20 protein-coding genes are annotated in these 24342 nt (G+C 44.6%); 9 read left to right on the top strand and 11 right to left on the bottom strand.

What is annotated here, in order from left to right; translation table 11 throughout:
* Positions 1-161: 161 nt before the first annotated feature.
* Positions 162-1925 carry a sigma-54-dependent Fis family transcriptional regulator gene (locus ACYFDN_RS03235; protein WP_483509969.1) on the top strand — a complete coding sequence of 588 codons (1764 nt, stop codon included), beginning with the start codon at positions 162-164 and terminating at the stop codon, positions 1923-1925.
* A gap of 42 nt (positions 1926-1967) precedes the next feature.
* Here ACYFDN_RS03235 and ACYFDN_RS03230 read toward each other — a convergent pair whose 3' ends face one another.
* Both ACYFDN_RS03230 and ACYFDN_RS03225 read right to left on the bottom strand, forming a co-directional pair.
* Positions 1968-3314 (bottom strand): family 8 glycosyl hydrolase, encoded by a 1347-nt coding sequence (locus ACYFDN_RS03230; protein ID WP_483509968.1) that lies wholly within the window; start codon positions 3312-3314, stop codon positions 1968-1970.
* Between the two features lie 256 nt (positions 3315-3570).
* On the bottom strand, positions 3571-6147 hold the full coding sequence (locus tag ACYFDN_RS03225) for a DUF294 nucleotidyltransferase-like domain-containing protein (RefSeq protein WP_483509967.1): 2577 nt from the start codon (positions 6145-6147) through the stop codon (positions 3571-3573).
* A gap of 359 nt (positions 6148-6506) precedes the next feature.
* Here ACYFDN_RS03225 and ACYFDN_RS03220 point away from each other — a divergent pair, with 359 nt between their 5' ends.
* The 3 genes from ACYFDN_RS03220 to ACYFDN_RS03210 all read left to right on the top strand — a co-directional run bounded on the left by ACYFDN_RS03220 (position 6507) and on the right by ACYFDN_RS03210 (position 9598).
* Entirely contained in the window at positions 6507-7967 is a 1461-nt protein-coding gene (locus ACYFDN_RS03220; RefSeq protein WP_152781546.1) for a DUF3360 family protein, read from the top strand.
* Between the two features lie 694 nt (positions 7968-8661).
* On the top strand, positions 8662-9246 hold the full coding sequence (locus ACYFDN_RS03215; protein ID WP_483509966.1) for a PEP-CTERM sorting domain-containing protein: 585 nt from the start codon (positions 8662-8664) through the stop codon (positions 9244-9246).
* Between the two features lie 109 nt (positions 9247-9355).
* A complete protein-coding gene (locus ACYFDN_RS03210; RefSeq protein ID WP_016402214.1) occupies positions 9356-9598 on the top strand; it encodes a hypothetical protein in 243 nt (80 codons plus the stop codon).
* 105 nt (positions 9599-9703) lie between these two features.
* Here ACYFDN_RS03210 and ACYFDN_RS03205 read toward each other — a convergent pair whose 3' ends face one another.
* The gene (locus ACYFDN_RS03205) at positions 9704-10633 is read right to left on the bottom strand and encodes a LysR family transcriptional regulator (protein ID WP_483509965.1); all 930 of its coding nucleotides are present in this window, start codon (positions 10631-10633) and stop codon (positions 9704-9706) included.
* 151 nt (positions 10634-10784) lie between these two features.
* Between ACYFDN_RS03205 and ACYFDN_RS03200 the strand changes: the two genes are divergently transcribed.
* From ACYFDN_RS03200 to ACYFDN_RS03180, 5 genes are all read left to right on the top strand, one after another.
* On the top strand, positions 10785-12761 hold the full coding sequence (locus ACYFDN_RS03200) for an alkyl sulfatase dimerization domain-containing protein (RefSeq protein WP_483509964.1): 1977 nt from the start codon (positions 10785-10787) through the stop codon (positions 12759-12761).
* A 48-nt stretch (positions 12762-12809) separates the two neighbouring features.
* Positions 12810-13304, top strand: coding sequence for a hypothetical protein (locus ACYFDN_RS03195; protein ID WP_483509963.1), 495 nt, complete (start codon positions 12810-12812; stop codon positions 13302-13304).
* A gap of 68 nt (positions 13305-13372) precedes the next feature.
* Positions 13373-13870, top strand: a complete 498-nt coding sequence (locus tag ACYFDN_RS03190; RefSeq protein WP_016402210.1) for a hypothetical protein — start codon at positions 13373-13375, stop codon at positions 13868-13870.
* Between the two features lie 3 nt (positions 13871-13873).
* Complete coding sequence (locus ACYFDN_RS03185; RefSeq protein ID WP_483509962.1) at positions 13874-14863, top strand: efflux RND transporter periplasmic adaptor subunit; 990 nt, start codon at positions 13874-13876, stop codon at positions 14861-14863.
* A 107-nt stretch (positions 14864-14970) separates the two neighbouring features.
* Positions 14971-16191: an OmpP1/FadL family transporter gene (locus ACYFDN_RS03180; protein WP_483509961.1), complete on the top strand. Its 1221-nt coding sequence runs from the start codon at positions 14971-14973 to the stop codon at positions 16189-16191.
* 84 nt (positions 16192-16275) lie between these two features.
* Here the strand turns inward: ACYFDN_RS03180 and lipA are convergent, their stop codons facing one another.
* The 8 genes from lipA to mrdA form a co-directional block, all read right to left on the bottom strand.
* Positions 16276-17244 carry a lipoyl synthase gene (gene lipA, locus ACYFDN_RS03175; RefSeq protein ID WP_016402207.1) on the bottom strand — a complete coding sequence of 323 codons (969 nt, stop codon included), beginning with the start codon at positions 17242-17244 and terminating at the stop codon, positions 16276-16278.
* Complete coding sequence (gene lipB, locus ACYFDN_RS03170; RefSeq protein ID WP_483509960.1) at positions 17241-17897, bottom strand: lipoyl(octanoyl) transferase LipB; 657 nt, start codon at positions 17895-17897, stop codon at positions 17241-17243. Before lipB ends, lipA begins: the two co-directional genes overlap by 4 nt.
* Positions 17897-18175: a DUF493 family protein YbeD gene (gene ybeD, locus ACYFDN_RS03165; RefSeq protein WP_040307275.1), complete on the bottom strand. Its 279-nt coding sequence runs from the start codon at positions 18173-18175 to the stop codon at positions 17897-17899. The genes lipB and ybeD overlap by 1 nt, the downstream gene beginning before the upstream one ends.
* Positions 18176-18299: 124 nt before the next feature.
* On the bottom strand, positions 18300-19478 hold the full coding sequence (locus ACYFDN_RS03160) for a serine hydrolase (RefSeq protein WP_016402204.1): 1179 nt from the start codon (positions 19476-19478) through the stop codon (positions 18300-18302).
* Between the two features lie 93 nt (positions 19479-19571).
* Positions 19572-20381: a septal ring lytic transglycosylase RlpA family protein gene (locus ACYFDN_RS03155; RefSeq protein ID WP_483509959.1), complete on the bottom strand. Its 810-nt coding sequence runs from the start codon at positions 20379-20381 to the stop codon at positions 19572-19574.
* A complete protein-coding gene (mltB, locus tag ACYFDN_RS03150; RefSeq protein ID WP_483509958.1) occupies positions 20371-21348 on the bottom strand; it encodes a lytic murein transglycosylase B in 978 nt (325 codons plus the stop codon). Before mltB ends, ACYFDN_RS03155 begins: the two co-directional genes overlap by 11 nt.
* A gap of 8 nt (positions 21349-21356) precedes the next feature.
* Positions 21357-22469 carry a rod shape-determining protein RodA gene (rodA, locus tag ACYFDN_RS03145; RefSeq protein ID WP_016402201.1) on the bottom strand — a complete coding sequence of 371 codons (1113 nt, stop codon included), beginning with the start codon at positions 22467-22469 and terminating at the stop codon, positions 21357-21359.
* Positions 22470-22471: 2 nt separating this feature from the next.
* Complete coding sequence (gene mrdA / locus ACYFDN_RS03140; protein ID WP_040307274.1) at positions 22472-24334, bottom strand: penicillin-binding protein 2; 1863 nt, start codon at positions 24332-24334, stop codon at positions 22472-22474.
* Positions 24335-24342: the final 8 nt, after the last annotated feature.

Raw genomic sequence — 24342 nt, 5'->3', positions numbered from 1 at the left:
TAAGCCATTGCATAGAAACTTGTTGTTAACAAAATGTAAAACTATGATTATTCACACAAACAATTTTGCACAGTGTGAGTAGCGAAAACTAGCCGGCTTAATAGGCTTGTCACACTGTTATTTTTTGGCACAGTTACATTGTCTCACTATGGAACACTGCAATGACCAACAAGCTACAACTTCCTAGCTCTATTAATGCATCTTGGTTACGTAGCCAAGATGCCGGCCTGCAAGAGCAAGTCGCTCCTCAGGTTTTACGCTTGGCTAAAACCGAGTTGGCAGAGCGTCACCATCGACAACAAGCGTTGATTTCATTGGTAGAGCGCTACGCCTATCCCTTGTTTGAGCAAGTAATGGCCCATAGTTCTAGCAGGCTCATTTTGTCGGATGTAGACGGTTACCTTATTCACCACTGGGGGGTAAAACGCTACAACGATAAGTTGGCAACTATTGCGCTAGAGAGTGGGGTGAATTGGCTAGAGCGATATAAAGGCACTAATGCGATTGGCACCGCTATTGCCACTGGGCAAGCAGTATCGGTAATTGGCGAGCAGCACTTTATTCAACAGCATCGTTTTATGAGTTGCAGCGCTTGCCCAATCTATAGTCCGAAGGGAGAAATGCTAGCCATTTTAGATATTACCAGCGAGCAGCAGCGGCATACTCAGCAAACCATGTTACTTGCTGCCAGCCTAGCCCAACAAGTTGAAACAGCTTTGTTATGCCAGTTGCCCGAGAGCCATTATCGGGTTGATCTTGCCGCGCAGCCGCATTTGCTCAACTCCGGGTGGCAAGGCATTGTGGTGGCCGACAGCGACGGCAAGGTATTAGGCTTAAACCCAATGGCGCGTCAGTTGGTGGATAAGTTACATGTAGGCGAAGCGTTGGCTAGTCACTTTGGTGAGGATTGGCAGCAAGCTCACTTGGCAGATAAGGCAAAGCTTCATCTGCAAACTAAGGCTTTAAAAGCAAGGCCAATCATTAGTAAAGGCATTTCTAGTAAGAGTGAGTCTCGTGACCCTCGGGTTAATACCGCTTGGTGGCAAGCTTGCAAGGTGGTGAGTAAATCAATTCCACTGCTCATTTTAGGTGAAACTGGTGTAGGTAAAGAGCGTTTTGTAAAACAGCTGCACCAACAAAGCCAACGAGCGAGCAAGGCCTTACAAGCCGTAAATTGCGCAGCCTTGCCAAATGAGCTGGTGGAAGCTGAGCTGTTTGGTTATCAAGCTGGCGCATTTACTGGAGCCAACCCCAAGGGTTTTGTGGGGAAAATTCGTCAAGCCGATGGTGGTTTTTTGTTTTTAGATGAAATTGGTGAAATGCCTATGGCTGCCCAAGCGCGTTTATTACGGGTGCTGCAAGAGCGAGAGGTGGTACCGGTGGGAGGCAATCAGGCCTATAAGGTAGACATTCAAGTGGTTGCAGCAACGCATGTTAATTTGCAGCAAAGGGTGAGTGAAGGCTTGTTTAGAGAAGATCTTTACTATCGCTTAAAAGGCTTGCAGATAAGCCTGCCAGCCCTGCGGGAGCGCAGTGACATAGGTTTGCTCATTAATAAGCTTCACCAGCGTTATTGCGAGCATAAACAAGATATAGAGCAGCGTTTGTTTAGCAAAATGCTGGCTTATACTTGGCCGGGTAACTTGCGTGAGTTGGACAATTTTATGCAAGTGGCTTGTTTAATGACCGAGCAGCAAGCCTTGCTACGCAGTGCTGATTTACCCGAATCGTTGCAACAGCAACTGGCCTTAACTAGCCCGCCTGAGCAAAACTGTGAACAAGCAGAACTGCAGCAAACCATTGAGCAAAACATCGCTCAGGTTTATCAGCATTGCCAAGGTAACGTGACTAAAAGTGCCAAACTGCTAGGCATTAGCCGCAATACCTTGTATCGCAAGTTACGCCAACTAAAACTTAAACATTAAAAAAGAGAGCCTAGGCTCTCTTTGGTTTTTTAAGGTGGTTGTTTACTGATTTGCGTCTGTTGGGCCGTAAATCTTATATTCACCCGACATTTGCAGTACTGCAAACATGTGCAATAAGCCGTCGTAGTAACGCCACTTACCGGTTGGCGTAGCTTGCTTCCACAAACGTTCGGTGAACTCTTTGGCTTCTTGGCTATCGGTAATTAAAGCAGCAGTGCCGTTCATTGCGTTTTGGCCAGAGCTGCCCCATTCAGATGCAACCTTTCCGCCCATTTCATGTACCGCAAAGTTTTGACCTTTACGTTTGTACTCGTCGGCATAGAACGAAATTAAACGGTCAGCTAACTCGGTTTGGCGAGGGTCATCGTTAAACCAGTGGTAGTCCATGGCAATGTTACCAATTACGCGGAACGCATCGTAACCAGATTTATGGCTAATATCGTTAAACGAGGTTTTTTGTGGAGTACCGTCAAAAGCTGCGTATTCAGAGTACAAGCCTGTTTCTGGGTGGGCTGCGTTATACAAGTAATCGCGACTCACTTGTGCGGCATCAAGCCATAGTTGTTGGTCTTCATCTGCCCAACGGCCCAGTAGCTCATAAAAAGCAGCCACGTGGTAAGACGGATCGGTGTATAAACCTAAGCTTTTCTCGGTAACAAATAGGATTTGTTTTTCATCGCGGTTAAACATAGGAACCTGCGAGTCAGTTTCTTCTTTGTTAACCATTGCTTGCAGAATTACATTAGCTTCATCGCTATATTGGAAAATACCTTCACCGGAACCCCAGCGGTTTTCTGCAAAGAATAAGGCCATAGCAAAGTAAAGTTCGCCGTCTGGTGCAGGGTTGTTATCCATTTTGGCAAACGGTGCTTCCGGTCTTAAATGCCAAGCAAAGTAATCTTTGTACCATCCTTCATGGTGTTGCATGTAAGTTTTAGAGAACTTCCAAAGCTTATTGAACATCTCTTGGTCGTCCATCTGTACGGCGATCATCATGCCGTAAGACATACCTTCCGAGCGAATATCGTTGCTACCAATATCTTTAATGAAGCCCATGTCGTCACCAACTGGGAAAAACACCGCTTTGCCGCTTTCACTGCGAGAATCTGAGTAAAACAGCTGTTGGTAAGTATCTTGTACTTTTTTATTCACTTGTTCTGGTGAAGCGATACCTAGCTCAACAAAGGCATTGCGGTATTCTCCAGAATAAAAAGCCCCAGGAGCACTAATATTGCTGGTGCTAGTGTTGCTTTGCTTAGTTGCTGGAGCTGATGATTGCTCAACGGGAGCCGCGCAAGAAGCTAAACCTAAAGGCAAGGCGAAAAACGCCAAGGTTTTCACCGTTTTCATTATGGTATTACGGTGGGTGGTAAAAGTATTCATAGTCATAATATGCTTTGTTACCTTTGTTCTAATTGTAATCACTGTTTATAGGGCTTTTAAATACGTGCTAAGCCAAACGATGTATTCAGGCTAGTGCAAAGGGCTGGGGGCTTATACTGTGATTTTCCGCAAAAGACTGTGAAATCTGGATAGTTTGCGTTGCATCGGCTTAGTCTGACCAAGGCAAACAAATATGGTAAAAGCAGCTGTGTAAATTTAATAATTACCGGAGGGGAATTATTGTTCATTTATAGATTTCCCTTTAGCTAGATTTAGCATTGAGGAAATCATGGCTAATTTTGTCGTGAAATAAGCTAATTCTTTTCAATACGTTGCGCAGATTTTGTTGCTCTAGCTCGGTTAAATCTGCCAAGGCCAGTACATCATTTACTTTACGCAAATCTGTGTATTCCACGATTTGGTTCATAAAGCGCAGCTGCCAAATATGGTCGAAAATGTAGACCATTTCGCGAAAGCTCATGGCGTCGATTTCTTGTTTGGTGGCTAGCTGCTTAAGTCTTGTCATGGTGTTCGCTTCGCGAATATCGTGCTTGAGTGCGTAAATTCGGCAAAAAATTTCCATGGGGCGTAAACAGGCTTTTAGATTAACTGATTCTACGCCGTCGATATTCTCGGTTTTGATTTGTTTAAAACTAGTGAGTGGCACTTTGTAAGACAGGCAATTTTTGGCGTAGGTGGCTAGAAACTGCGGCTGGTTTTGCACAGTAGTTTGAATATGCTGTTGGATGCTATCGACCAGCTGTTTTTTCCCATAGGTAGCGCGTATATCAAAAAATACATTTAGCTCTAATATCGAATCAGGCTTGGCGTGATTAATCCAAGCGCTAAAGTTTGCAGTCCACTCATCTAGGCTTAGGCACCATTGGTGATTGGTGGCCATAATCAAACCATCGCAATAGGGGTAACCGGCTTGGTTGAGTAGGGCACAAACCCGCTCGGCTAGATGCAAAAAGTAGCGTCTGGTTTGTTTTAGTTTGCTCGGATCTTTGGGCGTTTCAAATACAATGGCATTGTCTTGGTCTGAAAACAGCGTCATATCGTGGCGAGCATTGCTGCCGAAGGATATAAAGGAAAAGGGGACCGGCGGCTTTCCTAACTCTTGAATACTTAGCTCTATAAATCGGCAAATGGCCGCATCGTAGGCACTTCCAATAGCTCGGCGAAGATTATCAGGGCGAGAGCCTGCATCAATCATCTCGCGTATTAAGTCTGGCAGTTGATTAAGTGTTTCTACCACACCACCTTGGCTATCGCTAAGCGCAATATCTTCGACCACTCGACTGTTTAGCACTTGGTAATCGCTGACTTGCTTTACAAGGCCATAGGCGCCTCCATAAATCTTTCGGGTTATTGGGCGGAATGAAATCACATGACCATGCTTTTCAGAAAAGAATATCTTTGAAGAACTAACAATTATATCTAGCTGTTTGCCGCTTTTGGTGCTTAAGCAGGCTTCAAATTCTGCAGGTTCGGCGGTGTGTTTGAACAGTTCATCAAAATGCTGCAATAAAGGGGTGTTTTTGGGGGTGGCGGGAAATAGCTGCTGCCAAATATTAGCGCTTTGAAGCTCGGAGTCGCTGTAACCTAACATGCGATGTAGTCGGTTGTTTGAGTAAAGAATATCGCCGTCGGCTTCTAGAATGTAACCTTCGTTGGATGATTCAACCAAGGCGCGGTAACGATCTTTGGCCTCGTGTAGGGCGACTTCGGCGCGCTTTTTCCGGTTCTCGATGGTTCGGCTTTGACCAATGATGTAGCTCATTATGGCGCTAAGCCCCAAGGTAATGAGGAAGAAGGTGGTAAACAGCGTTTGTTCTAGCTTATCGATTTCTTTTTGCACATCGTCAAAATAGACACCGGTTCCCACTATCCATTGCCACTCTTCCACTGCTTGCACGTAGCTAAGTTTGGGCGCTGTTTTGTTGGCATCATCCTTCCATTGCCAGAGATATTCTAAGTAGCCTTCTTGATTGGCTTTAACCAGCTTGGTGAACTCAACAAAAATGTGTTTACCGCTTTTGTTCTCATTATCTGAGTAGTGTGTAAGATCTTGGCCTGTTAAGTCTTTACGGTAAGGGTGCATGATCATTCGTGGATGCATGTCGGTGATGAAGAAGTAATCTTTGTTTTCATCACCATAGCGCATCGCTTTTAGCTCATTGGCCGCTTTCGCCTGAGCCTGGCTTAGGCTTAGTTCTCCGCTTTGTTCTCTCGCTACATAACTGTCGACAATGCTAATGGCCGAGGAAGTGAGCTCTTTTATCGTTTGTCGTTTTTGACCCATCATCGAGTCTTCTACCAGCGGGATAATCACCAAAGCAACCGCACTTACAAATAATATAATGGCCAAAATGGTGGGCAGTACAATGCGAAAAGCAAAGCTGCCAATAAAACCTTGTTGATTAGCTTCGTTATCACGTAGGCCATCAAAATATTCCGCTAGCTCTTTGGCATCTAATACTGCGCTCAGTTCTTCATTGTGGGTGGCGTCGTGGTATTTGGCAGTAAAAGTACCATTTTCAAAATCGGCTCGAGAAGGCAGGTAGCCATCGTAATCATCTTTAATATGGGTTTCGACAACGTTCTTAATTTGTTGGCGTGAATACTTGCCATCGAACTCTTGGTAGGCTTCTTGAAGTGCTTCTTTGCAGTGCCTAAACCTGCGATGGTCGTAAGGGTCGTATTGCTCTAGCTTGCCTTCACGCAGGTAGTGATCAAATCCGTCGTGGTCGAAAAAGCCGTCAATCCATTTATGGATGTCTTCTGCTCGTATGCCAAATAGCTGTTCTGTGCGCTGCGCGTGCTCGGAAATTTTCATCGTAATCAGTTGGTTGAACTAAGTTCAGCATAACAATTAGTAGAGAATTAGCATATCGATGAAAGGGTAAAATAAAAAGCAGTTAACTTGCATGAAAAGTAATCTAAATCAAAAAGTCATCAAACTTTATTGTCTTATACTAAGACAAATTTTCCAGTACCAGTTACTAAGGGCGCGTATCGTACCCTTTTTTCAGCCTGCGGGAAAATATGTGGCTTTAGCTCCCAGCTTTTAGGCACCTGCTTACTAGGTGTTCTGTAGCGTCTGGGATGTCGTCTCGTGTTAGCCGAAGGTTAACATACAGAGCATAAATGGAAGTTAATGCGCAATGGCCCCCGCAATTACATAGGAAGTAAAACATGTCTAGTAAGAACAAGACATTCTATAGAGATATGCGCCGAAAAGCGCAGGAATTCGACAACCGTGAAGAATTTTTGAACCACGATCTCAAAATTATGAGTTTTCGTCGCTGGGGGATCCATTTACCACTGCGAGATTACAGCATTGAGATTGAGGATTGGGTTCCAGCCTTAGCCGCCACCATTGGTAAAGTAGTGATGGTAACCGCAATGGTTGCCGCGTTTGCCGCGCAATTTGGCTTATCGCCAGAGTTTGTTGCCGAAAACGTACGTTACGAGCTGCTTATTGCAGGTGCGTTATTTGTAATTCTGTTCTCTGCTATTTTAAACCCTAATGCTAATTTGGCCGGTACTCATGGGCCAATGATCCCCTTAATTCCCTTGATTGCTGCTGCAGGGGGACACCCGCTAGCGCTGGGTTTAATGGTGTGTGTGTTTGGTTTGATTTTGGCTTATACCAAGGGGGGCTCAAAGTTAATGACGCTAACCGGGGTTGGTGTTAGAGGGGGCTTGCTGATTTACTTGGGGGCTGTGGGCTTAATTGGTCAAATAAACAAAACCGAAGCTTGGGCGTCAGCTGGAGACCAAGGTTACATATCGTTTGCGGTGATTGGCGTTACCGTTTTAGTGTATGCCTATTTAGCAAAAGTAGGTAAACGTTGGTTAGCTATTCCGCTTTGTTCAGCTTTAGCAGGCATTGTTGCCTATGTATGTGGAGCAGATTTTGCCTTTACCACCGCACCTGGCTTACCGCATTTCAGTCCGTTTTACTGGTGGGGTGAAGATACTGGTTGGCAATTGGGTTGGCCTAATCTTCAGCACTTCATTGCGGTTATTCCTTTTGCCTTGCTTGCGGTAGCTATGTGGTCTCCAGACTATTTAGGTCACCGTGTATTCCAAGAGCTTAACTACCCGAAAGAAGCCAAAGGCGTGTTAATGGATGTGGATGACACCATGGTGGGTGCATCGGTGCGTCAAGGTGTTGGTGCATTATTGGGCGGAGGTAATTTAGCCTCATCGTGGGGAACCTACATGATCCCTGCTGCTATTGCTAAGCGCCCGATTCCCGGTGGCGCTTTGCTAACCGGTATCTTGTGTGTATTGGCATCGGTTCTTGGCTATCCAATGGACTTAGCCATGTGGGAGCCAGTGCTGCGTGTTGCTTTAATTGTAGGGGTGTTCTTACCTTTGCTTGAAGCTGGCATGCAAATGATTCACAAGCACAAAGATTCTTTAAGTGCCGGTATTTGTATTTTTGCCTGTGCCTTTGTTAATCCAGTGTTTGGTTGGGCTACTACCATGCTGCTGGATAACATGGGGTTAATTGGCGACCATGAGCGCGCTAAAGAACTATCGGCTAAAGACAAGTACCTTATTCCAGGCATTGCCTTTGTGATTTGTGTGGGCTCGCTAGCAATGGTGGGGCAGCTTCCTGGCATTCCAGCTTTAATTGGTAATTAAACGAGATAAATGCAAACTGGTTTAGCTACAAGGCAGCCTCGTTGGCTGCCTTTTTACTTCCTCAAGAAACACAGCTACCAAAGTACCTTAACTACATTCGTTCGGCTTTTGCCTTTTGTTTTCTGACTAAAGTAGCTCGCTTTAAATGCCGATGAGCATCAATTCCAGTTGTTTTTGCAGATGTTTTTCGGTGTCGGATTTCTTTACACTTTATTTTTTGGTTAGGATCTAGCGCTGTAATGACCATATTTATGATGAATAGCGCTTTCATTAAAACATCATAAAAACATCATTTTTTGAGTGGTATTTTGCGGTTGATTAAATTTTCGACGTATTATTCTGTAGAAAAATTTCATCATTTTAAATGCTGGTGTTTTTTACTTGCTTAAAGACAAATACCAGAACTTTTAGAAACAGCGGATGTATAGACATATAGCGCCTCGCCTAGCTGCTACTACTGCAAATTGTCATATAAACCTAGGCTGGAAGCGTTTTGATAAAGGTTTGCTTTGTCGATATAGCTTACACTTTGTGTGATCTGTGTCACTTTGTGGTTTTGGGGTACTAAAAATAAAATCTTTATAAAACATAGTGTTAATTATTTTGTAAGTCTTTCTATAGATTTGGCTTAGTACTTGCGAAGAATCTAGTGCGTTAAAGGAATACCTTTTAATAACAGCAAAGGATCTGAGCAATGAAAGCACTACTATTAACCTTAACGACATTGTTTATGGCTATGTCGGCAAATGCAACGGTAATGTTAACTAGCGACAACCCAGCGCAAGCACCGGGAGTGGAAACCTATTTAGGTGATTTTCCTACACCTTTTAGTGATCCGACTGCTTTTCCTAACGTTCCTGTTGCTCAAAGCGTGTTTGACGCAGGCTCTGACATTCGAGCGGCATTTATGCTTGATCTTGATATGTTAGATGAAACTACAGATGAAGGTACTGGCGGCTACTTAAATGGCCTATTGGACCTCGAGTTTTACTGGTTTAATGGCGCTAATTTAGTGTGGCAAAACTACAACCCTTACTCTTGGGATCAAATCGAAGCTTGGCAGCCTAGCTTTGATGTTCTTGCAGTATGGAGTGATAGCAGTTTGTTTGACGATGGCTTAGTAGAAAGTGGCGCTTGGACAGTGGTTGCTGCAGTTGAAGGAAGTGTAATTGGCGGTAAGCAATTTTCAGTTCCAGAACCAGCAAGTTATGCCTTAGTGCTATTTGGTTTACTTGCCATTGTGGGCAGAAGAATGCGCGGTTCATTATTCGCTAAATAAACTATAGCGGCTTACAAGGTCATTGAATTTTCATTTAATTAATCTTGTTAATAGCTGTTTTTATATGTAGTTTATATTTTGTTCGACGTTGTAACAGAAGGAGCCAATTATGGTTTACGTAAAACGGACTTTGACAGCAGCTTTGTTGCTTTCTAGTACCTATGCCGTTGCGGCCGATGCGCCTGCAGCACCAACGCTGTCTCCAAACGATTTGTTTGCAGCGATTAGTGCTGGAACGCCTATTACTACAGCTAACTTGTTAGCTAGTGCTGGTTTGCCAGACTTTGTGCCTAGCTTACCGGGTAACGGTGGCGGTGCTGGTGGTGGTGGTTTAACGGCTTCACCAAACTAGTTGAATAAGTATTTAAAAAGAGAGCCTTAAGGCTCTCTTTTTTATTGTGCTGCTAATAGATTTATCTTTTGCCAAGCGTCAGTTTATAAACTAAGTCTTGGGCACTTATTGAAAATTTTCCTGCATATATTCTTCAATTTTATTGGCTATGTTAACCAACTCATTTCTTAGCCAAGTATTTGCGGGATCTTGAGTAACCTTTTTCGGCCAAATAAGGTAATTGGACACAGGTTTAAATTCGAATGGTGGTCTAAAAACCTGCAGCTGTAGCCGTTCTTCAAACTGTAACGCCATGGATAGAGGCACAGCAGACAGGTAGTGTGATTGGCTACACATCATAATATTGCTAAACAGCGAACCACCGTGGTAAGCCACTCGCCGTTTGCTTAAATCAATATTGGTATAGTGACTCATGGTGTAAAGGTGTTGTCTTTTTCTTTCTAATACTGCGTGCTCTTCTTGCATATACTGCGCTTCAGATAAGCTGCCTTGAATCCTAGGGTGGTCTTGGCTACATACCACCACAAAGTCGCCGTCATAGAGTTTTTGGCTATTCAAGCTTGGCTCTTTGGGCGGCAGAATATCAATCATTAGGTCGTATTCTTGCGTGATTAAAGCGTCGTATATGTTTTCTTCGTATACCGGTTGGTCGAACACTTCGAGGCTGATGTTTTTATTGGGCAGCTTGGCAAACTGATCGAGTAATACCCACTGTAAGTGCTCGGGAGCGGTTATCACAAAATTTCGTTTTGAGTGAGCAGCGTCAAACTGTCCAAAGGAGTGGAACACCGAATTAAGTTGCTGCAGTGGCTCTTGAATTTGCGCGTAAAGGTTTACCGAATAATTGGTGGGGGCAACGCCGCGACCACTGCGAATAAATAGTTCCTGCTGTACCTCATTTTTTAGGCGCCCTAGCATAGTAGAAATGGTCGACTGATTTGTATTTAGGTGCTCTGCTGCCTTGCTCAAACTGCCATGCTCCATTACCGCTGCAAATGCCGCCAGCAAATTGTATTTGGGGATATCGTTGTGCATTTTGCTCACCGTATTTAACGCTAGTGCTAAAGCTCTTATAAGTAATTATCGTATTTACGATAGTTTGAAATCATATCAGCCTATTTTTTAATGCTCCAGATATAAATAAAGTGGCTGCAATTTCATAATTGTAAGGCTTTAAGGTTGAACTATGACAAATCGATGTAAGCAGGTGTTATTGCCACTAGCTATTTCTAGTACTTTGCTTGTAGCGGGATATACCCAAGCAACACCCGTAATCGAAGCTAGCTCTAGCGTAGGACAAGAACTGCAAACGAGTGCAGCACGCCAATACCAAAATATTGATTTAGATGCTCGCTATAACGACGGCGTGTTGATTGAGCATTCATCAAACCTGTTCTGGGGCAAAGGTGAGCGAATCAAGGTATTGTCTAAAACCGGTGAGACTTTAGCTTACACGGCTGAATCTGAGCATGTTCACCCAACATTGACTAAACATAGCCGCAAGATGGATCAAGCCATCATTCAGGTAGATCACAATGTTTACCTAGGCTACGGATTTGGTATTGATACACCAGTTATGATTGAAGGTGATGATGGCATCATCATTGTTGATCCAGGTGAGTCTGTGGAGATGGCTGAGTCGGTTAAACAGCAATTTAGAAAAATCACTACTAAGCCTGTGAAAGCAATAATTTACTCACACAATCATATTGACCATATCTCGGGTGTGCGAGCTTGGGTTAGCGATGAAGAGGTAAGCTCTGGTGCAGTTAAAATTATTGCTCAAGACGGCCTAACCAATGCGGTAGCAAACTGGTCATCTAACCTTGGTACCTTGTTTGGTCACCGTACTTCATACACTGGCGCAAAGCATGTTGAAGAGGGCGAACACGGTACCGTAAACGACGGTCTTGGTCCGCGCTTTATGCAGGGCGCTATTTCTTTTATTGAGCCTAATACACTAATTGCGGCCAACGCTACCTTAGATATCACTATTGCTGGCGTGCACATGCAAATTGTAAACGTACCTTCTGAGACTAAAGACGAAGTGGTTGTTTACCTACCCGAGCAAAAAATCCTGCATGCGGCGGAAGTATTGCAAGGCGAGAACTTCCCTAACTTACACACTATTCGTGGTACTAAGTTCCGCGACCCAGCAATGTGGTTTAAAGGTATTGATGTGATGCGTCAGTTTGATACTGAAATCATGATCAACTCACATGGGCGTCCAGTTGAAGGTAAAGCAGCGGTAGCTAACGTTTTAACTGCTTATCGAGATGCGATTCAATATACCCATGACCAAACTATTCGTTACATGAATAAAGGTTTAACACCTGACGAATTAGTTGAAGTGGTGAAATTACCTAAGCATCTAGCAGAGCATCCTTGGTTAGGCGAACACTACGGCACCGTTGCGCATGCTGTTCGTCAGATTTACGTTGGCTATGTGGGGTTCTTTGAAGCAGATCCTTGGCAACTAGAACCGATGGCTTATCAGCAACGCGCTAAGGCTTTTGTTGAGCTAATGGGCGGGCGTGACAACATTATCAACACCGCAAAAGCGGCAATTGAAGCTAAAAACTACACTTTTGCGGCAGAGATCCTATCGTACCCAATTACCGTGAATAAAGATGATATGCAGGCGCGCCAGCTTAAGGCCGATGCTTATAAAGCCTGGTCTGCTGAGCAAGTAAATATTAATTGGCGTAACTGGGCTCTTAATGCTGCAGCTGAGCTAGAGGGAGAGCGAGATTTCTCTAACCTAATTAGTTTTGCCTCGGTTGACGTATTAACGGCGCTACCAAGCAAGCAAATCTTCGACATGATGACCGCTACCTTAATTGCTGAAAAAACCATAGATGTGAACATGTCTATGAGCTACAGCTTTGCTGATACTGGTGAGTCATTCACTATTGAGATCCGCAATGGTATTGCTCAATTACATGAAGAAGTGCTAACTGATGCCAATGTGCAGATCAACACATCTCGTGCAGTGCTTAACCAAATACTCATGGCTGGACCAAATGCACTGCAAGTGATCGCCCGCAATATGGAAACAGGTAGCTTTAGTTTTGCAGAAGGCAGCATTAAAGACTTCGGTTTATTAATGAGTTACTTTGACCAAGCAACTCGCCCACAAGACTTAATGCTAATTGTACGCTAAGCAAAGCTGGTAAGGGGCCCTTGTGGCCCCTCTTTTGAGGGGACTCAGATGTTTAGATTGTTTAGCTATGTTTTGGCCATTATCCCAATCGCAGTATCTGCATGTGGCCTTCACCAGAGTACCGGTTTGTATTTACAGACCGAACCTGGCTCTTTAGCGGTCGTTGAAAGTGTTGTAGACGCGAGAATGCGTGACGCTTTAGGCAATGCTAATAAGCCTGAGCAATTTAGGCTTTATTTGTTTATGCGTCGCTTAGCTAAAGCTAATCCAGACAAAATTAGTTTTAGCTTATTTGAGGCAATTAAAGGGCACTATCGACAAATTTTGCTTGAGCCAAAGCTGAAGATAGTGGGGCGTGATACCCGGCCTAGTCAACAAGAACTGCTAGTGATCACCGAGCTGGATGTGTTAGACGCACTAGCATCAGGAACGCTAAGTTGGCAGCAAGCCCACGCTCAAGGTTTGATTGCCATAAATGGCAACGCCGAGGATGTGGCGCAACTAAAGCGTTGGTTTGCATCGCTGTTTTTAGCTAGGGCTTAAACATTAAGGCGTAGGCAAGGTTTTTGAACATTGCTAGCGGCTTTCAACTTTATTTTGAGGAGGGCTTTATGCGCCTACTTCGCACGATTATTTCTAAGATCCGCATCATCTTTATGGTGTTAGTTAAATTTACCTGCTTCATGTTGGTGATGCTGGGTGGTGCTTATTTGTTAGCCCCAATGGGAACGATCAATTCTAAAGACATCGACATGAGCATCTACAGCAACACACCGAATAACACCATGATGGTGTTATTTAACTCTGAGTATTTTAGTGGGTACCTGTTTGCAGTCACTATCGCCTTAGTGGGTTTTGTTGCTTATTTGCTTTGGGAGTTACACGAAGTAGCAGTGCATAAAGCACATGAGAAAAAAAGTGCACATATTCAATTGGTTTTTGCTTTGTCGTTATGTGGCCTATTTCTGCATAAGGCTTGGTGGGTATTGGCTATTATTATCGCTTTTGCTAACTGGGCACATATTGGTGCGTCGATTAGTAAAATTATTAGCAATGGCAGACAAAAAGCGCATTCTCCTCGTCGTCCATCCGAACATTCAGAGGCCTAAGCAATGAAAGAGGTAATGATTCCTTACATCCTAATTATGTGGATTTTAGTTTCTACTGGGGCGATTAAATGGACATTAAAAAGCGCGTTTTGGATTGTATCTGGTGGACTGATGATCTTGGTATTGCTAGGCGTGCTTTCTCGCCTATGGGCGCCGGTAGATTTAAGTTACTCATCAACGGTTAAAGCTCCGCATTCGGTATTGTCGCCGCTATTGCGCGAACAAATCGATAAGATCCATGTCGAACATAATCAATACGTTAAACAAGGTGAGGTGATTTACACCCTTATCGACACAACGTCGAGTGCCGAGTTAGAGAAGATTAAGGCGTCTATTGTTAAACAAGAAGAGGCTATTGCCCAGTTAAAGCGGGATGTGGCTAGGGCTAAAAAATCACCGGAGATTTTCAAACAGCGTGAGGTTGAGTACTACCATTCGCAATTACGTATTGCTAATTCGGCACTCGCTTCGCTACGTGCAGACGCTAAAAAAACTGAGTTTGAACAGGAAAGGAAAACAATTCGTGCGCCATTTGATGGCCAAGTTGCAGTGGTTAATGTGGCCGACGGAAGCCGCGTGGGCAATATGCATATATACGATACTGGTCGTAAATTTATGGAAATGCGTATTCCGGATCAAACTTATCGTTATGTTGAGGTGGGGCAGTTTGCCGAGTTTTATGTGGATGCTTATCCAGGCGAGATTTTCCGAGCTAGAGTTCACAGCCTTACTGCAGGTACCGGAGAGTCAGCGGTCTCTCCAATGCAGGGCCCGCAAAGTGTTCGCCAACATGTGGGAGCAAACGCCAGCTCGCATGGCCGAACGGTGATATTAGAAATTGTTGAACCCGAAGGTAAAGTCATCCCTATTGGCGCTACGGGTTCGGCGTGGATTTCGGCTAATAAACCGCATCCATTCTTCGGCTTTATTGATGTCATTGGCGCCGCTACCGTGCGCCTGCATTCTTATAAGTCTTACTTAAACGCGATGTAATAGCTGTTTAAAAGTACGCCCGTTGTGAGGGCGTACAACACACGTTTTAATCCCCACTTATTATTTTTACAGCACTAATTTTGTTTAGTGCTGAACTTAGGTTATTCATGAATACAATCAAAATGCTGCTGCTAGTAAGTGCTTCCTTCTTATTTGGCAAAGCTTATGCCGGCGCTTACATGTTCCCAGAACTTGGCATGATGAGCATTAGCACCGCTGGTGCAGGGGCTCAAGCCGTTGCCGAAGGCGCAGAAACTGCTTTTGCTAACCCTGCTGCCATGACGGAACTTAACACCACCACGTTTGCATTTAATGTGCAGGGAATGGTGTCTAACATTAACTATACCGACAATGGTTCAACTGGCGTGTTTGCGGGTGGGGAATCATCTTCGAAAGCTGGTACTGCGATGCCAGTGGGATCTATGTATGCCGTTACTCCGCTTAACGATAGTTGGTCTGTTGGCCTAGCTATAGCATCTGCCGGCGGTTCCATTATTGATTATGGGCCGAATTTCGCAGGTTCACTATTGCTACAAGATGCACAGTTAACCACTGTACAGTTTAATCCTAGCATTGCTTACCAAGTGAAAGATGACTGGTCGATAGGTTTAGGCTTGGTTGCTGAATATGGCGTATTAGAACAAAACTTTGCTGGTCATTCCGATTCCTTGTTACCTTCAGTTTCGGCAGAAGGTAGCAGTATCGAGTTTGGTTACACCCTTAGCAGCCTCTATAAATTTAATGACGACAATCGTATCGGCTTTACTTATCGCTCTGAGTTAAACCACGATATGGATGGTGATATTAGCTCTGACAATCGCAGCAGTTCTTCATCCATTAACATTATTATGCCAGCTGTGGCCATTGTTAGTGGTTATCATCAACTTGAAAGCAAACCCGCTTTATTATGGAGTTTAGGCTGGAGCGATTTTAGCAAAGTGTCTGAAACAGCTATTTCGCTGGCTAATCGTGAAGCGGGCATCGCGCGAGAATGGCAAGACACCTTTTCTGCCAGCGTTGGTATGCATTACCCCTTAAACCAGCTGTGGCGCTTAGAAAGTGGTGTATATTACGAGACCTCACCGCAAGATGATCCAAGCTTACAATACCCAGATGTGCCTACCGGAGAGTTATGGAAACTTGGGCTTGGTGCTAGCTACGAGATTAACCAAAACTGGCGGATGCAAATGTATTACGAGTACTACTACGGCGGCACCCCAAGTATTGATTACACCTTATTCGAAGGCTCAGCTGCAGAAAGCTCGTTAAAAGGTGATTATGAGGCGGCAGTTCATTTCTTTGGTGTATTGTTTAACTACCAGTTCTAGTTTGTGGTATTAAGCGCAAGGCAATAAAAAACCAGCATGTAATTGCTGGTTTTTTTAATGAAGGGGGAACTGGTTTAACTAAGCTTACTTCACTTCTTCGCCTTTGGCTTGTAAGTCTGCGTGGTAGCTTGAGCGTACTAAAGGCCCACAAGCTGCGTGAGTAAAGCCCATGGCCTCTGCTTTTTCTTTTAGTTCATCGAACTCTTCTGGCGGCACGTAACGCGCTACTGGTAGGTGATGACGGCTAGGTTGCAAGTATTGGCCAAGCGTTAGCATGGTTACGCCGTGTTCGCGTAAATCTCGCATAACCTGCAGGATCTCTTCATTGGTTTCGCCAAGCCCCATCATTAAACCTGATTTAGTAGGCACATTGGGGTGTAGCTCTTTGAAACGCTTTAGCAACGTTAATGACCATTGGTAATCTGAACCAGGGCGAACTTGCTTATATAAACCTGGAGCTGTTTCTAAGTTATGGTTAAAAACATCTGGCGGGTTTTTGTCTAAGATTTCTAAAGCGCGATCCATACGGCCTTTAAAATCAGGTACCAAGGTTTCTATTTGAATATGTGGGCTGCGTTGGCGAATTTCACTTACACATTCAGCAAAGTGGGCGGCACCGCCATCACGTAAGTCGTCGCGGTCTACCGAGGTAATTACCACATATTTTAGCTTCATGTCGGCAATGGTGGCGGCTAACTTGGCAGGTTCTTCGGCATCTAGTGCTAAGGGCTTACCGTGGCCAACATCGCAGAACGGGCAACGACGAGTACAAATATCACCCATAATCATAAAGGTAGCAGTACCGTGGTTAAAACACTCTGCCAAGTTAGGGCAAGATGCTTCTTCACATACCGAGTGCAAATTATGCTTGCGCATAGCACTTTTAATTTCATTGATTCGAGTGCTATCAGAAGGAAGTTTAATACGCATCCAATCGGGCTTACGTAACATGGTTTCCTTTTCCGAGGGTATTACCTTCACTGGAATAAATGCCATTTTGTCGGCATCGCGAAGTTTTACTCCGGGCTCCATACGCACTTTTTTTGCACTCATAGTGTGGGTAGTCCTTGTTGATGTTCTGTACTGCTATAAGCCAGCTGCTTCACTAACACCTTGCTAAGGTATTCGGCAACCTGACTAATGTTTGGGCTAGCGTCATAGTCGCTAATTTGTGCCATTTCTAAACCGGCATAACCACAGGGGTTAATTTGCAAAAACGGACTTAGGTCCATGTCTACGTTTAATGCTAAACCGTGGAAAGAGCAGCCTTTGCGAATACGTAAACCTAAAGAGGCTATTTTCTTTTTGTCTACATACACACCGGGTGCGTCTTTTTTGGCAAAAGCCTCAATCTTATAATGACTAAGGGTTTCGATGATGCTTTGTTCGATAATGGTGACTAAGTCGCGAACACCAAGTTTACGGCGACGCAAGTTGAGCAAGGGGTAAGCGACTAGTTGGCCAGGACCATGGTAAGTGACCTGACCGCCTCTATCTGCTTGCACCACCGGAATGTCGCTACTGGCTAGTAGGTGTTCCGCTTTACCGGCCTGACCTTGAGTAAACACTGGCTGGTGCTCTACCAGCCACAATTCGTCATCCTGCTCAGCGCTGCGTTGATCAGTAAAATCACGCATAGCTTGCAAGATGCTTGAATAGTCTTGAAGGCCCAGTTGGCGAATGATTAAGCGGTTTTGCTCAGGCATTATAGTACGTGGCGTACGTCTTCAATGGCACCTATTTGGGTGTAAAGGCTCTCAATGTGTTGTTTGCTGGTAACTTTAACCACCAAGGTAATTGATTTGTAATTGCCTTTACTGCTTGGACGCGTTTTAGGGCTGTAATCACCCGGCGCTAAACCTTGAATAACACTTAATACTTCATCTTCTAAAGTGTTGTTGTTTACGCCCATGATTTTAAAAGTAAAATCACATGGGAACTCTAAATATTCATCAAATTTAGTTTGCATTTCTGACCTAAGAATACTGATTTAAGCCGCGATTTTTGGTCGAGCTAGAAATAAAAAACGCGTTATTCTAACGCGTTTTTGTGAGCTTTGCCTAAAATTTCCGCCAATTGGCTTAGAGTTTATGCATTGGTCTTATTGCTTAACTAAATAAAGACGCAAAGAACAACTTAATGTAATCCAGTAAACGTTTGAAGATCCCGCCTTGTTCTACTTCTTGCAGAACAACTAATGGGTACTCGGCAACATCTTCTTCACCTACTTGGAAATACACTGAGCCTACAGTTTGACCTTGGCTTAATGGCGCTTTTAGCTCTTCTTTTAGCTCAAAGCTTGCTTGAAGCTGACTGGCTTGGCCGCGTGGTAGGGTAAGGGCGATATCTTGGTTAACACCTAAAGATACTGTGTCTTGGTCGGCCATCCATACCGTTTGTTCTACAAAGCTGTCGCCAGCTTTATAAGGTTTAACGGTTTCGAAAAATCTAAAGCCCCAATTAAGTAGCTTTTTACTCTCGGCTGCACGAGCTTTCGCAGAGTTAGTTCCCATAACTACTGCTACTAGACGCATGTCTTGGTTGGTAGCTGAAGAAACTAAGCTATAACCGGCCTTGCTAGTATGGCCCGTTTTCATGCCATCTACATTTAGGCTTTTATCCCATAGTAGTGTGTTGCGGTTGTGCTGAGTAATGCCGTTAAAAGTGAATGATTTCTCTTTGTAAATGGCGTACTCATCTGGCACATCGCGGATCATCGCTGTGGCCAAAATTGCCATATCTTTAGCAGTGGTATATTGCTCGGTGCTGTCTAGACCGTGGCTGTTAGCGAAGTGAGTATTTACCATGCCTAAGTGGCCAGCCCAAGAATTCATTAAGCTGGTGAATGAGTCTTCGCTGCCGGCAATATGTTCTGCCATGGCTACACAGGCGTCGTTACCTGATTGAATAATGATGCCGCGATTTAAGTCAGCAACTTTGACTTGCTTGCCAACTTCGATAAACATTTTTGAAGAATCTGGGAAGTTCTTCGACCAAGCTTTTTCGCTAATGGTTACCATGCCATTTGGGTCAAGCTTGCCCGATTTGATTTCTTTACCAATGATGTAGCTGGTCATGATTTTGGTTAAGCTGGCAGGCGCTAAGCTGTCTTCTTCATTTTCGGCAGCGAGTACTCGGCCTGAGTCAAAATCTACTAAGTAGTAGGCTTTGGCTGAAACAATAGGAGCATTAGGGATAACTTGAGGAGCGGCATAAGCTACGCTCATACTACTTGCAATCAGAAGCGCAGAGGCGCAGCTAACACGCTGAAATACATTTTTTATCATGGTTGGCTCTTTGGCTTGTTAGTCAATAAACACGGACGGCAAACACTATAACAAAACTTTTCGGCTGTTTGTTAGTATCCTGCTCTAAATCCGCTAGTTTGCTTTTAGATTAATGATATAAGCGTCTTTATAAGGGCCTTTACGCATGTTTGCCAAGTATTTCTCGGCGCTTAATACATCGTAATAGGGACCCAATCGCAGTTTCTGCCAGCCATTCTCGGTAACTAATTGAGTGCTTAAACCTTCAGCTTGTAACTGTTGCTGGTGTTGCTCTAATACTTGCTGATTTTTACTGGCGAGCAGTTGAACATAGTATTGTTGAGCACTCGGCTGAGGCTTTGTGGCGGCATTATCGTTATCAAAACGCAACAGCTTGATTTTTACTTTGGCAGTACCCGATTTCAGCATATCGAGCTTGTAAGCCGCCGCGTAGGATAAATCGATGATGCGTTTTTGGTGAAATGGACCGCGGTCGTTCACTCGCACAATCACGGTTTTGTTATTGCTTAAGTTGGTAACTTCTACGTAGCTGGGCAGTGGCAAATTTTTGTGGGCAGCCGACATACTATACATGTCGTAAATCTCACCGTTGGATGTGAGGTGACCATGAAACTTTTTGCCGTACCAGGACGCTTCTCCTTCAACTTCGTGCTGCTCTATATCGCGCCAAACTTGGTAGTTTTTTCCACGCACTGTGTAGTCACGATTGCCTTGGCGGCTGTATGGTTCAAAACGAGGGATGGGGTTTTCAATATGATCTAGCTCTGGAGCTGAATCGGGTGCCTTGTCATTACTCATCCCATAGCGCTGATCGCTTGGTGAAGAGCTACAAGCACTAAGCAGTGCTGCTAAGGCAACACTGCTCAAGTAAACGGTGACAAGGCGTTTAAACTTAATTGGCATTAGTTTGCGCCTGAGCCTTTCGTAGTTGCTCACTAAATTGATACACGGCCATGGCATAAAGCGGGCTGCGGTTATAGCGAGTAATCACATAGAAGTTATGTTCCGCTAACCAATAACTCTGGCCTTCAGCTTCTTCCAGCTCTAGCAGTTTAACGGGGGTGTTATCTGTTAAGCTCGCTTCGGTTTTTATTCCCGCTTGAGACAGCTCTTGCCAAGTATTGTTAATTTCTAACTTTTTGCTTAACCATGGTTTGGCCTGTGTAGTGTTTGACTCAGCGGCATGCACTACGGGTTTGCCTAATTGCCAACGGTGTTTGGCAAAGTAGTTAGCTACGCTGCCTATGGCATCAACGGGGTTGTTTAGCATGTCTACTTTGCCATCGTTATCAAAATCTACGCCGTAATGAATATAGCTAGAAGGGATAAATTGACCAAAGCCCATTGCGCCAGCGTACGAACCTTTAACTTCGTCTAAGGCCCAGCCTTGTTGTTCTGCTAAACGAATGTAATAAGCAAACTCTTTGCTAAAAAACTGGCCGCGTTTAGGGTAATGGAAACCTAAAGTATACAAGGCATCAATGACTGGGTAAGTCCCTTTGTGTCGCCCGTAGTAGGTCTCTACGCCAATAATGGCAACTATTATTTGTGCTGGAACCTTAAACTCTTTTTCAGCGCGCTCTATGGTTTCTTGGTGCTCTTGCCAAAAGGCTAAGCCAGCTGCTAAACGTTCTTCGGTAAGGAATAAATCGCGGTAAAGGTGCCAAGGTTTGGCTTCCCATGGTCGAGTAATTGCATCGATTACCGCTTGCTGATAGGTGGCTTGTTCGGCGGCTTTTTCTAAGCTTTTGAGCGGAATATCAAGTTCTTGGCTTAATGCTTCAATACGTTGCTGCTGTTCGGTGTTGGCCAAGGCAGAAAATGACCAGATTTGAGACAGAGCAAGTAATAAGCAACAACATAAGCGCATAGCAATCCTTATTGGGCATAAAGCCGTTTGTGAGTATGAACAGACATCAGAATGCCAAAACCTGCCATCAGTGTCACTATCGATGTGCCGCCATAGCTCACTAAAGGAAGCGGAACACCTACCACGGGTAGTAAACCGCTCACCATGCCAATGTTTACAAAGATATAAACGAAGAAGGTTAAAATAATGCAACCAGCCAACAAGCGGCCAAAGGCTGTTTGTGCTTGAGTGGCAATAAACAAGCCACGCCCAATGATGTAGAAATACAAACACATCAACAGCACTACGCCTAAAAAGCCAAACTCTTCGGCAAATACGGCAAAAATAAAATCGGTATGCCGCTCTGGCAAAAAGTCTAATTGAGATTGGGTGCCCTGCAGCCAGCCTTTACCGGCGAAGCCACCAGAGCCAATAGCAATTTTAGATTGAATAATGTGGTATCCCGCGCCTAGCGGGTCACTTTCTGGATTAAGTAAAGTGAGTACTCGCTGGCGCTGATAGTCGCGCATTAAGAAGAACCATAGCAAAGGAATAAAGGCGGCGATGGCTGCACCTGCAGCACCCACTAATCGCCAGCTCATTCCGGCTAAGAACAAGGCAAAAATCCCAGAGGCAGCAACCAGTAAAGATGTTCCTAAATCGGGCTGCTTAGCAATAAGCAAGGTTGGCGCAATTGCAATGGTGGCACCAATCAGTAAGTGTTTGAAGCTAGGTGGAAGAGGGTGCTGACTAATATAACGCGCGACCATGAGGGGCACCGCGAGCTTCATAATTTCAGAGGGTTGGAAACGAATAAAACCGAGATCTAACCAGCGCTGGGCACCTTTACCCACATCGCCCACTATCAGCACCGCCAATAGCATCAACAAACCGGAGAAAAAGAAAAAGGGCGCCCAGCGCAAATATACGTCGGGGGGAACTTGCGCCAGTACAAACATCACTACAGTCGCTAAGGCAATGCGCACCAGTTGGCGATTTAGCATCGCCATGCTCTCGCCGCTGGCGCTGTATAAAACAAACATGCCCAAGCCCATTAATAACACTAAACCAAGCAATAAAGGCCAATCTAGGTGCAGTCGCCACCACAAAGAGTTTTTCTGCTCTTGGCTATAGTTGCCCATGCTTAAAAGGTTTCCTTGGTTTCAAAATAACTATCAAATAACTCGCGAATTACTGGCGCTGCATTGGAGCTACCACCACCGGCATTTTCTACAACCACTGAGGCAACAATCTCGGGTTTTTCGAAGGGCGCATAGGCGACAAACATCGCGTTATCGCGGTGTTGTTCTTTAAGGCTTTCGGCATCGTATTCTGCATCTTCAGCGATGCCTACAACCTGCGCAGTACCCGATTTACCAGCAGCGACATAAGTGGTGTCTTCAAAAGCTTTACGCGCGGTACCGTTACTTTTGTTGATTACGCCGTACATACCATCTAAAGCAACCTGCCAGTTTTTGTCACTGTTTAAAGCAATAGGAGCTTGAATTTGCGGCGGCAAGCCAATGTGTGAGTTGGCATCGCCGACGCTTTTTAAAATACGTGGGGTAATAATTTTACCTTTGTTTACCAAAATATTGGTGGCCTGAGCGAGCTGTATAGGGGTGGTGGTCCAATAGCCTTGGCCAATGCCAACAGAAATGGTATCGCCTTGCCACCACGGTTGGCGGTAGCGAGCTCGCTTCCATTCCCGGCTAGGCATGTTGGCCCGGCTTTCTTCATGAATATCAATACCAGTGTATTTACCAAAACCAAATTTGCTCATGTAGGCATGCATTTCATCGATGCCGGTTTCATAAGCCAATTTGTAAAAATAGGTATCTACACTTTGTTCAATAGCTTTATAAACATCAACCCAACCATGTCCCCAGCGTTTCCAGTCACGGAAGCGGCGTTTGGTATTAGGAATTTGGAACCAACCAGGATCCCACATGCGTTGCTCAACGGTAATTTTACCCAGCTCTAAACCCATTACAGCTAACTGTGGTTTAACCGTAGAAGCTGGAGGATAAACGCCTTTGGTGGCTCGGTTAATCAGCGGGCGGTCGGTAGAGTTAAGCAGCTTGTTGTAATTTTTGCTGCTAATGCCATTTACAAACAGGTTAGGGTCATAACTTGGGCTAGATACCATGGCTAGTACGCCACTGGTTTTGGCATCAAGAAGAACCGCTGAACCACGGCGTCCTGCCAGCAACCTTTGAGCTTCTAGTTGCAAGCGAATGTCTACGTTGAGGTAGAGATCTTTACCTGGAATAGGTGGAACAATCTTCATGGTACGAATAATTCGGCCACGGTTATTCACTTCAACTTCTTGATAGCCAACACTGCCATGCAGAATCTCTTCGTAGTAGCGCTCGATACCTTGTTTGCCGATAGTGCGCGTTGCATCGTACTCGGCCAGTTTGTTCTCTTTTTCTAACCGCTCTAAGTCTTTTGCATTAATGCGCGCTACATAGCCCAATAAGTGGGTGAGGCTGTCGCCATAGGGATAAAAGCGAATTAAGCTGGCATCGATGCTGGCGCCATGAAATTTGTGCTGTTGCACGCTAAACATGGCCACTTGTTGTTCAGTAAGTTGCGACTTAAGCACTACTGGTTTAAAGCGACGTGTGTGTTTACGGTTTTGCTGGAATCGCTCAACATCGTTTTCGCTGAGCGCTAATAATTCACTTAGTTCGGCGATCATTTGGTCGAGGTCATCTACATTCTCTGGGATGATCTCTAAACTAAAGTTGGGGCGGTTTTCTGCCAGTAATACCCCATTCCTATCATAAACCAAGCCGCGGGGAGGGGCGATAGGTAAAACTTTAATGCGGTTGTCGTTAGAGCGAGTGGTGTAGGTTTCGTGCTGTTCAAATTGCAGGTAATAAAGGTTGCCCAGCAATACACAAATAAGCGCGAAGGTACCTAAAATAGCCACTAATGAACGACGGTTAAACAACCGTGATTCAGCCGAGTGGTCTCGCATTGCGACGCGCTGTCTTGCCATACTTTAGC

It is taken from the genome of Agarivorans sp. D1326, from assembly GCF_056958115.1.
Note: the sequence above shows the minus strand (reverse complement) of the source record. Positions and strands in the feature narration are given on the sequence as shown.